Genomic DNA, 9,883 nt, shown 5'->3' with positions numbered 1-9,883 from the left:
GCAGTTCGCTGATCCGCCAGACGGTTGTGCTGCCGACGCTCGCCGCGCTGATCTTCGTGCCGTTGGTGTACTTCCGCCTGAGGCGAGGATGAGAGGCGGTCCTCGGCCTCGTCTACATCAGAACCCGGCCGTTTCCAGTGTAGGAGTAGGGCTTGATGGTGGGCATGGCCGGACCGCGTCCACGTAACAATCCCCACGTACCGTCACGAGCCGATCAAGTTCGCGAACGCGGCTCTTGGGAGGTTAGGTTGATGCGGTTCCTGCGGGCTGCGGCAACTACTGTGCTGGCGGTCGGACTGGCCGCGCTGGGGCCGGCCACGGCGCCGGTCTCGGCGCATAGCGGCGGCAAGGCCATCGTCCTGATCGCCGATCTCACCCTCAGCCCAGAAGGCACCGGTTGGAGGGCCAGCACAACCGTCGTGGACGGCGATTCCGGCGAACCGCTGCGCGGGGTGGACGTCAAGGCGCTGCTCGGGTCGCCGGTCAAGACGGTGACCCTGACCCAGGGAGCGACGCTGGGGAATTACGTCGGCCCGCTGGGCGCGCTGCCGGTCGGCCCCACCCACCTCGAACTAAAAGTCCGCACCCTTCCGGGAGCGGAGCCGGTGGCGCCTTACGACAACGGGTGGGACTTCACCCTGACAGCCGGTCAGCCCGTGCAGGTGGCGAGCGAGACGGCGGGCGGCGGTGGTGGCAACGCCGCGCTGACTCTCAGCGTGGCGGGTGCAGTGATCCTGCTCGCCCTGCTCTACGGCCTGTTCTCCCTGCGGCGCAGAACCGGGGACCCTCTGTAACCGGGTCAACGCCCGAACCTTGACCGGTCCCTCCTCTCTGCGTGGGCTCGGTCGTCGTCGCGCGCCAGTCCCAGGCGCATTCCGGTCAACCCGCCAGCATTGCACCGCGTTCTATTGCTCGGGGCCGAACCGCACATCTGGTGAAAAACGCACATTGGACATATCGTGCAGGTCCGTCCACGTGAACAATGCTCAAGTTCTGCATCATCAAGGAGTCGGCAATGCTCCGAAACCGCAAGCGCGCGGCCGCGGTCGGCATGACGACGGGCACTCTGCTGGCGGCCACACTCGTCGCCATGCCGACCGAGGCCTCGGCTCGCCCCGCGGCCTGCAACACCGGAACCGTCATCTGCGTCAACAAGTCCACGCGTCAATTGGCACTGGTCGTCAACGGCCGGACCGCAATCGTCATGTCGGCACGCTTCGGCTCGGTCAGCCGCGGGCTGCCCACCCGAGAAGGCCTGTTCCGCGTGTACTGGAAGAACCGGAACCACGTCTCAAGTCTCTATGGGACCGCCATGCCGTTCGCGATGTTCTTCAGCGGTGGCCAGGCGATCCACTACTCGTCCGACTTCGCGCGCAACGGGTACAACGGAGCCTCGCACGGGTGCATCAACACTCGCGACTACGCGGCCACCCAAGCGCTGTTCAACGCGGCGCCGACAGGCACGAAGGTCTACATCCACTGGTGAGCCGGCGGATCGCCAGGGCGCGACCCGCCAGCCGCTCGCGGAAGCCGGGTGATCGCTAAAGCCGTCTCGAGCATTTGGCAATAACGGCTGAGACACACTCATCGGGCGAAGCACACTCGGGTCGTAGCCCATGTCCCGAGGAGCCCGCCATGGCGCCCAAGCCTCTCCGCGCAGCCGTCGCCGGCGCGCTGTGCACCACCCTGCTCGGTGCCACCATGGTCACGGCCCCCGCGGCTGAGGCACGCCCGAAGATGCCGCGGCCCTGCTACAGCGGGAAGATCATCTGCATCGACAAGTCGAAGCGCCTGATCCGCCTGCTGGTCAACGGCCGCACCATCGTCCGCCTGGACGCGCGTTTCGGCGCCAGCCGCACCCCGACGCGCAACGGCATGTTCCGGGTCTACTGGAAGAACGCGGACCACGTCTCCAGCCTCTACGGCAGCGCGATGCCTTTCGCGATGTTCTTCAGCGGTGGCCAGGCGATCCACTACTCCTCGGACTTCGCCCGCCGCGGCTACTCCGGCGCCTCGCACGGCTGCGTGAACACCCGCGACTACGGCCGGATGCGCACCTTGTTCAACAATGCACCGACCGGCACCCGGGTGTACATCTACTACTGGTAGGCCAAGGTCGGCCCGAGCCGCAGCGGCGTCACCCATCGTCCGGACCGGCGCAGGCGCGGTAGTCAGGCGACCCCCAGTCTCTCTACGATCAATCGTAGTATCTGCTGCGTGGGGGAGTCGTTCGCCGGAACAGTGACCTCGGGTTCGCTGCTCCTCGCCGTCCCCGTGGCGCTGCTGGCCGGCCTGATCTCGTTCGCCTCACCATGCGTGCTGCCGCTCGTACCCGGCTACCTGTCCTACGTCACGGGTATGACGGGGGTTGATCTCGGGGCGGCCCGTCGTGGGCGGCTGCTGCTCGGCACCAGCATGTTCATCGCCGGCTTCGCGGCCGTGTTCGTATCCTTCGGAGCACTCTTCGGCTACGCCGGGGCCGAGCTCATCGAGCACGAACGCACGATCAACCGGGTGCTCGGGGTGCTCACCATCCTTCTCGGGCTGAGCTTCCTCGGGTTCCTGCCCGTGATGCAGCGGGAGTTCCGCCTCCTGCACCGGGCGCCGTCGGCGAGCCTGCTGGCGGCGCCGCTCTTGGGAGTGCTGTTCGGTGTCGGGTGGGCGCCGTGCATCGGGCCGACCCTCGGCGCGGTCCAGGCTCTGGCCTTCGACAGTGCGAGTGCGGGGCGCGGCGCTTTCCTGACCTTCGTCTACAGCATGGGCCTCGGGTTGCCCTTCATCGGCGTGGCTCTCGGGATGCGGCGTCTGCTCGGGGCGGTCAGCTGGGTCCGCGCTCACCATCTCGTGGTGATGCGCGCCGGGGGCGTGATGATGTGCCTGCTTGGTGTCCTGCTGGTCAGTGGTTGGTGGACCGAGTTGTCTATCCAAATGCGTATCTGGACGGCGAACTTCGCGACCGTTGTGTAGCAAAGCGGGGCGGGGCACCCCGCTGCCCGTTCATCGTCTTTAAGCGCTATCATCGATGTATGACGATGAATGTGTCGGCCGCAGCGGAGTCAAGGCAAGGCGTGCAGGGCGCGGTTGCGCTGTTCCACAGTCTGTCGGATGGGAACCGGTTGGCCATCATCCGACGGCTGGCCGGTGGGGAAGCGCGGGTCGCGGATTTGGTTCACGACCTTGCTCTGGCGCAGTCGACGGTGTCGGCGCACGTGGCCTGCCTGCGCGACTGCGGGCTCGTGCAGGCCCGCCCGGAGGGCCGGCAGATCTTCTACTCTCTGGCGCGCCCCGAGTTGCTCGATCTGCTCGCGGCCGCAGAGCGGTTGCTGGCGGCTACGGGCAGCGCGGTGGCGTTGTGCCCTACCTATGGATCGGCTTCGGCCGCGTCGGCACGGCGACGGGGGACGCGGCGATGAGCGGCGCGTGCTGCGGCGACGACGTGCCCAGCTCCGAGGTCGGGGCCGCCGAATCTGAGCGACTGTGGGAAGTCGACGAGCTGCGCGTGGCAGGAGCCGCGGGGGTGTTGCTGGCGTCCGCGTTCGCGGCGGGGCAGGCCGAGGCGTCGGGCCTTCAGCTTGCGCTGGAGTGGTTGGCGTTGCTGGTCGGGGGCGCGACGTTCGTGCCGCAGTCGCTGCGCCGGCTGCGGCAGCGTCGCATCGGTGTCGGCACGCTGATGGCCATCGCCGCGATCGGTGCGGTGGTTCTCGGGGAGGTGGCCGAGGCGGCGGCGCTGGCCTTCCTGTTCTCCATCAGCGAGGGCCTGGAGAAGTACTCCTTCGCCCGCACCCGGCGCGGCCTCCGTGCGCTGTTGAAGCTGGTCCCGGACGCCGCCACCGTGCTGCGCGGGGGCCGGGAAGAGTTGATCGCCCCGGCGGAGCTCGTCCTCGGCGAGGTGATGCTGGTCAAGCCGGGCGAGCGGGTGGCGACCGACGGGACCATCCGCGCCGGGCGGACCGCGCTGGACGTCTCAGCCATCACCGGGGAGTCGGTGCCGGTGGAGGCCGGCCCGGGTGACACCGTCTACGCCGGGTCGATCAACGGCGGCGGCGCCCTCGAGGTCGAGGTGATCGCCGCGGCTGCGGACAACTCCCTCGCGCGCATCGTGCGCATCGTCGAGGCCGAACAGGCCCGCAAGGGTGAGGCGCAGCGGCTCGCGGACCGGATCGCGCGGCCGATGGTGCCGGGCGTCATGATCGTCGCCGCCCTGATCGCCGGCCTGGGCGCCCTGCTCGGCGACGCGTCGACCTGGGTCGAACGCGCGCTGGTGGTGCTGGTCGCGGCGTCACCGTGCGCACTGGCCATCTCGGTACCCGTCGCGGTCGTCGCGGCGGTCGGGGCGGCCAGCCGAATGGGCGTGCTGATCAAGGGCGGGGCCGCGGTGGAGGCGCTCGGCACGATTCGGGGCGTCGCGCTCGACAAGACCGGGACTCTGACCCGCAACGCGCCCGAGGTCGTGGACGTGGCGACAACCGGGGGCGCGGATCCTGCCGAGGTGCTGCGGATCGCCGCGGCGCTCGAGGCGCGCAGCGAGCATCCGCTGGCGCGCGCCATCCTGGCGGCCGTCTCCGGGGTAACCGCAGCCGCCGACGTCGAGGCGGTGCCGGGCGCAGGGCTGGTCGGCCGGCTCGACGGTGTGCCGGTGCGCCTGGGGCGGCCGGGGTGGATTTCAGCCGGCGGTCTTGAGCCTGAGGTGCAGCGCATGCAGCAGGCCGGCGCCACCGCGGTCCTGGTCGAGCGGGACGGCCGGGTGCTCGGGGCGGTCGCGGTGCGCGATGAGCTGCGCCCGGAGGCGGCCGAGGTCGTGGCCCGGCTGCGCCGGGACGGCTACACCGTGACGATGCTGACCGGGGACAACGCGCTCACCGCCGCCGCGCTGGCGGCCCAGGCGGGCATCACGGACGTCCATGCGGATCTGCGGCCGGAGGACAAGGCCGCTCTGATCGCCCAGCTGCGCACGCAGCGGCGCACGGCGATGGTGGGCGATGGCGTCAACGACGCGCCCGCGCTGGCGACCGCCGATCTGGGCATCGCCATGGGGGCGATGGGCACCGACGTGGCGATCGAGACCGCCGATGTCGCCCTGATGGGTGAAGACCTGCGCCACCTGCCGCAGGCCCTCGCGCACGGCCGCCGATCGAGGCGGATCATGCTGCAGAACGTCGGATTGTCCCTGGCGATCGTCACCGTCCTGATGCCGTTGGCCTTGTCCGGGGTACTCGGCCTGGCGGCCGTGGTGCTCGTGCACGAGATCGCTGAGGTGGTCGTCATCGCCAACGGCGTGCGTGCCGGCCGGGCAGAGCCGCTGCCTTCGGCCAATCCCGCGCCGTCGAGCCCCGCCGCCGCGCTCGCCGGCACCAGCCGGTGAGGAGCTCGAGCTCTGACGTGGCGTCCGCCCGGTTGCGACGTCGCCGCTTGATCGCGATCCTGCTCGCCGCAGCCGTCGCGGCCGTCGACCTGGCTGCCAGGGCCTGGGCCAAGACGCGCCTGCCGCCGGAAGGGATCGAGACGGGGCCGGTTGACCTGGTGCTCGGGTACAACTCCGGCGTCGCGTTCTCGCTCGGAGCGGACGCTCCAACGGCGGTGGTGGTCGTCGTGACCGCCACGATCACCGCCGGGATTGCGGTCGCCGCCTGGCGCGTTGCCCCTTGGGGGAGCCGGACCCTGCGGGCGGCCTTGGCGCTCGTGCTTGGCGGCGCGGTGGCGAACCTGCTCGATCGCTGCAGGGACGGCATCGTCACCGACTACTTGCACACCGGCTGGTGGCCCACGTTCAACCTCGCCGACGTCGCGATTGTCCTCGGCGGCGCGTTGCTCGTGTCGAGCATGTGGAGCCGCGAGGAGCTCTCCCCACCTAGTGTCGATCGCTCACACTCCGCCGAGGGGTCGGCGTGACCGAGCTCGGCGTCGCGGCGCTCCGCCGTCGCGGCTTGCGCTTGGCCTGGCTGGTCGTCGTCTGGGACGTCATCGAGGGCGCAGTGGCCGTGACGGCGGGCATGGCGGCGGGTTCGATCGCGCTGGTCGGCTTCGGGCTCGACTCTGCGGTTGAGGTCTTCGCGGCACTTGTCGTGATCGGCCAGCTGCACGGGCGCACCAGCTACACCACCGCCTTGCGGCTGATCTCGGGCAGCTTCTTCGTCCTGGCGGCCTACGTCAGTGTCAAGGCGATGCTGGACCTTCTCGCCGAGAACAGGGCCGAGGACTCGTGGGCCGGGATCGGGCTGAACGTCCTCGCGCTGGCCGTGATGGTCCCGGTGGCGATTGTCCAAGACCGGATCGGCCGTGGGCTCTGCAACGAGGTACTGGTCGCGCAGTCGCGGGAGACGTGGATCTCAAACTATCTCTCGATCAGTCTGCTGGTGGGTCTTGGCGCCAACGCCATCTTCGGTTGGTGGTGGGCGGACCCCGTCGCTGCGCTCGTCATCTCGGTGGTGGCGGTGCGAGAAGGCTGGGAGGCATGGCATGAGTCCCCCCAAATGAACGTGACAGCCGCGTGATGAGTTTTTCAAGGGCGACGTCACCGATCGATGCTTCTATCCGACGAATGAGGCGCGCGTGCTGATCACGATCTTGTCGGTGCCCGAGTGCCCGAACGTTGCCATCCTTGCCGAGCGCGTGCAGCAAGTCAGCGGCCAGGTACTCGGTCCAGACGCAGTCGTCGTCGTGGAAGACGAGAAGCAGGCGGAGGCGTGGGCGATGCCGGGGTCCCCGACGTTGCTGCTCAACGGACGCGACCCCTTTGAGGCGACGGTCGGCGCATCCGTGTCCTGCCGGCTCTACCTCGGCGCGACCGGCAGGCCCTCGGGTGCACCTGACCTCGACCGCCTTCGTCTCGCGCTGGCAACCGCAGCGAGCGGGGACGCCCCCACCGACTCGTCATGGCTGGAGCCCCTCAGTCGCGACGGCCTGGGGCGTGTGGCCCCGGCGGCCGGCGGCCTGCGGGCCGTACAGCAGGCCCTGCTGCGTTCCGTGGCCCTCACGGGTGTGCTGCCGGAGCCCGTAGCGCTCGACCGCGTGGCGGCACCGCACGGCCGACGAGGCGTGGACGTCCTGGCCGATCTCGCCGACCAGGACTTCCTGTCCCTTGACGCCGGCGGACGCGTGCGGGCGGCCTATCCGTTCTGCCTTGTCTCCTCCCGCCATCGGGTTCGCATCCTCGGCGGCGCGACTGTCAGGTCGATGTGCGCCATCGACGCGCTGGGCATTGGGCCCATGCTTGGACGCGACACCGTAATCGAGTCCACCGACCCATTGACCGAGGAGTGTATTCGGATCGCATCCGTTGCCGAGCGGCTCGACTGGGATCCCCGCAGGGCCGTCGTCTTCGCCGGCCGTCGGGCTGGGAGCGGACCTGCCGAGCTCGCCTGTTGCGACGTGACCAACTTCTTCTCCTCCGAACACAGCGCGGCGCGCTGGGCCGCTCTTCACACCGAGGTCGTCGGCTGCGTCCTCGACCAGAACCGAGCGGCCGAACTCGGTCGCGCGATCTTTGCCGAGGTGCTCCAGACCGAAGGCACGCCCACGCGGCAGGCAGGCCGAGAAGGCCACGCGACCGCATGACGCGTCGAAACGACACGCCGTTGCTCGATCTGGAGCGGCGGGCGATCGTCGCGCTCTCGCCCCGCGGTTTGACGAACTCCACCGCGCCACAGCAATCGCCCCCGTCTCCCCGATCAGGTGCCTCGGCCCGATCCGCGTGAACCGCTGACGGGGTCGTGTGCCGTGCAGAGCGACTTTGTTGATCCGGCGGTAACAGTGCTGAGCCGCCGCGGAAACGGCGGCTTGTACTAATCCCCGTAGGAGATGAGCCGGCACCAGCCGAAGGCCACACCCGCGGTTCAGGTGCCGCGGACGACTCCGAGAGTTGGCCGGCCCAGGCCTCGCAGCGCCGCGAGGAGTTCTACATGTCCGCAGCCTCGGCCTGTGGCGCGCAAACAGTCTGTCGAGAAGGGATCTCACTCTCGTGGATGTACCCCCCCGTCACGCCCGGCCATCGCCGCGCCTCATGAGTTCCCACCGGCGTCGGGTGAGTTTCCTGACCACCGCGGCTCTGGTCACCGTGGGCGCATTTCCCACGCTGGGAAGCCTGCTGCGGGACTTCGATGCGTCCACGACTGTCTCGCAAGCCGGCGTTGCGCCGGATGCAGGCCCGGCTCTTCCCGACGTCACGCAGACGTCGCAAGAAGCCAAGGACCTGGGAGACGGCACGAGGCTCGCCGCGTGGAAATTGGTCGACGGGGTCAAGGTGTTCGACCTCGTCCTGGCGTCGAAGAAGCACGAGACCGAGCCGGGCAGGGTGAAGGAGGGTCTGTCGGTCAACGGTTCCATCCCGGCGCCCACCATCCGCGTCAACGAGGGCGACAAGCTCAGGTTCAACGTCGTCAACAAGATGAAGGAAGGTACGTCGATCCACTGGCACGGCATGGACCTGCCCAACGAGCAGGATGGCGTTCCCGGGATCACGCAGAAGACGATCCCGCCCAACGGCCAGAAGGCCTACGAGTGGACGGCGATCAGCACCGGAACGCACTGGTACCACTCGCACATGCACGGCGATCAAGAAGGCCGAGGCGTCTTCGGTCTACTCGACGTCGTGCCGCTGGTGGGTGACATTGCCTCCGACCGTGACTACACGATGATCTTCTCCGACGGGGCGCTCGGGTTTGTCATCAACGGTAAGAGCTTTCCGGCGACCACTCGGATGGCGGCCCGGGTGGGGGAACGGGTTCGGATCAGGGTGATCGGAGCCGGCCCGGAGATGATCCACTCCATTCATCTGCACCTCGGGTTCTTCGAGGTGATGGCTCAGGACGGGAACCGACTGCCGCAGCCGTACAAGGCGGACACCTTGGTGCTGGGCGTCGGACAGACCTTCGATCTGCTCTGGGTGCCCACGCGTGAAGGTGCCTGGATGATGCACTGTCACATCTTCAGCCACTCCGAAACGCAGGCGGGCATGACCGGGATGGCCACGCTGTTCGACGTTGCACCGGCGAATCCGCTGACGGCGCCCCGCGTCCCGCCTGCCGGCTCCGGCGTAGCCGCCACGCCCGCTCATGGGACACGAGAACAGCACTCGTCATGAGGACGCAGTGGTGGCGGCCGGTCGCGACCGTCCTGGTGGCGAACCTCTTGGTGCTGATCGCCATGGTGTTCTTGGCGGGGCCGGCGGCCGCGCACGCCGACTTGGTGGGGACGGCGCCCCGGGCGGATCAAGTCCTGGAGGCTGCGCCGGGACGTGTCGAACTGGTCTTCAGCGACAGCATCGACCTGAACACCTCGGTGGTGCGGATAATCGAGCCGAACGGCGCGACGACCGACGGGCTCGGCCCTCTGTCACACCTTAACGGCGCAGCCGAGTCGGTCACCGTGGACCTGCCCAACTCCTTGAGCCGGGGGACGCGGACAGTGGTCTACCGGGTGGTGTCCACCGACGGTCACCCAGTCCAAGGCTCGTTCCGGTTCAGTGTGGGAGTGGCCACCGCCTCGGCCGCGCCGGACGTACTCGGCCAGACCAACGGCATGGTCGGGCTCGGCCTCGGGCTCGCCCGCTGGGTGGCCTTCGTGGGCCTGGCCCTCACTGTCGGAACCTTGCTTCTGGTGTTTCTGGGCTGGCCGGCCGGCGTCGCTGTCCCCACGGTTCGGGTCTTGCTCTGGACGGGCTTGGGGTCCTTGTCGCTGGCGTCGCTCGCGAGTTTGGCGCTGTACGGGCCGTACATCTCCGGATCCGGGTTCGCCCAGAGCTTCGACCCGGAACTTCTCGACCTCGCCCTCGGCACGCGCGTTGGTCAGTTGCTCGGGGCCCGGCTTGCGTTGCTGGCTGTCGTGGGCGCAGTCCTGTATCTCTGGCTGCGCAAGATCCCAACCGGGTCCCCGGCTGACCCACCGG

11 protein-coding genes are annotated in these 9,883 nt (G+C 68.9%); all 11 read left to right on the top strand.

Going from position 1 to position 9,883, the window contains the following annotated elements; all coding sequences use genetic code 11:
* The first annotated feature begins 251 nt into the window (after positions 1–251).
* Positions 252–794, top strand: coding sequence for a hypothetical protein (locus SPOPO_RS0101090; RefSeq protein WP_084670820.1), 543 nt, complete (start codon positions 252–254; stop codon positions 792–794).
* A gap of 221 nt (positions 795–1,015) precedes the next feature.
* On the top strand, positions 1,016–1,486 hold the full coding sequence (locus tag SPOPO_RS26775; RefSeq protein WP_156869442.1) for a L,D-transpeptidase: 471 nt from the start codon (positions 1,016–1,018) through the stop codon (positions 1,484–1,486).
* A gap of 149 nt (positions 1,487–1,635) precedes the next feature.
* Positions 1,636–2,109, top strand: a complete 474-nt coding sequence (locus SPOPO_RS26770; RefSeq protein WP_019872941.1) for a L,D-transpeptidase — start codon at positions 1,636–1,638, stop codon at positions 2,107–2,109.
* A gap of 108 nt (positions 2,110–2,217) precedes the next feature.
* The gene (locus tag SPOPO_RS0101075; protein ID WP_028984411.1) at positions 2,218–2,967 is read left to right on the top strand and encodes a cytochrome c biogenesis CcdA family protein; all 750 of its coding nucleotides are present in this window, start codon (positions 2,218–2,220) and stop codon (positions 2,965–2,967) included.
* Between the two features lie 59 nt (positions 2,968–3,026).
* Positions 3,027–3,413, top strand: a complete 387-nt coding sequence (locus SPOPO_RS0101070; RefSeq protein ID WP_051098254.1) for an ArsR/SmtB family transcription factor — start codon at positions 3,027–3,029, stop codon at positions 3,411–3,413.
* A complete protein-coding gene (locus tag SPOPO_RS0101065) occupies positions 3,410–5,362 on the top strand; it encodes a heavy metal translocating P-type ATPase (protein WP_028984410.1) in 1,953 nt (650 codons plus the stop codon). The genes SPOPO_RS0101070 and SPOPO_RS0101065 overlap by 4 nt, the downstream gene beginning before the upstream one ends.
* Before the next feature lie 47 nt (positions 5,363–5,409).
* Positions 5,410–5,889, top strand: coding sequence for a signal peptidase II (locus tag SPOPO_RS0101060; RefSeq protein ID WP_211210824.1), 480 nt, complete (start codon positions 5,410–5,412; stop codon positions 5,887–5,889).
* Positions 5,886–6,491, top strand: coding sequence for a cation diffusion facilitator family transporter (locus tag SPOPO_RS0101055; protein WP_019872936.1), 606 nt, complete (start codon positions 5,886–5,888; stop codon positions 6,489–6,491). The genes SPOPO_RS0101060 and SPOPO_RS0101055 overlap by 4 nt, the downstream gene beginning before the upstream one ends.
* A gap of 58 nt (positions 6,492–6,549) precedes the next feature.
* Positions 6,550–7,554 (top strand): alkylmercury lyase family protein, encoded by a 1,005-nt coding sequence (locus SPOPO_RS26765; protein WP_019872935.1) that lies wholly within the window; start codon positions 6,550–6,552, stop codon positions 7,552–7,554.
* Positions 7,555–8,020: 466 nt separating this feature from the next.
* Complete coding sequence (locus tag SPOPO_RS26760) at positions 8,021–9,079, top strand: multicopper oxidase family protein (protein ID WP_019872934.1); 1,059 nt, start codon at positions 8,021–8,023, stop codon at positions 9,077–9,079.
* The coding region (locus SPOPO_RS26755) for a copper resistance CopC family protein (protein WP_019872933.1) at positions 9,076–9,883 on the top strand (808 nt) is incomplete at its 3' end. The genes SPOPO_RS26760 and SPOPO_RS26755, both read left to right, overlap by 4 nt.

Source organism: Sporichthya polymorpha DSM 43042 (assembly GCF_000384115.1).
Classification (GTDB): domain Bacteria; phylum Actinomycetota; class Actinomycetes; order Sporichthyales; family Sporichthyaceae; genus Sporichthya; species Sporichthya polymorpha.
Note: the sequence above shows the minus strand (reverse complement) of the source record. Positions and strands in the feature narration are given on the sequence as shown.

Bases quoted from the DNA above. Each gene is read 5' to 3' on its own strand.
- SPOPO_RS0101090 (WP_084670820.1), top strand. From the start codon at position 252: ATGCGGTTCCTGCGGGCTGCGGCAACTACTGTGCTGGCGGTCGGACTG.
- SPOPO_RS26775 (WP_156869442.1), top strand. From the start codon at position 1,016: ATGCTCCGAAACCGCAAGCGCGCGGCCGCGGTCGGCATGACGACGGGC.
- SPOPO_RS26770 (WP_019872941.1), top strand. From the start codon at position 1,636: ATGGCGCCCAAGCCTCTCCGCGCAGCCGTCGCCGGCGCGCTGTGCACC.
- SPOPO_RS0101070 (WP_051098254.1), top strand. From the start codon at position 3,027: ATGACGATGAATGTGTCGGCCGCAGCGGAGTCAAGGCAAGGCGTGCAG.
- SPOPO_RS0101065 (WP_028984410.1), top strand. From the start codon at position 3,410: ATGAGCGGCGCGTGCTGCGGCGACGACGTGCCCAGCTCCGAGGTCGGG.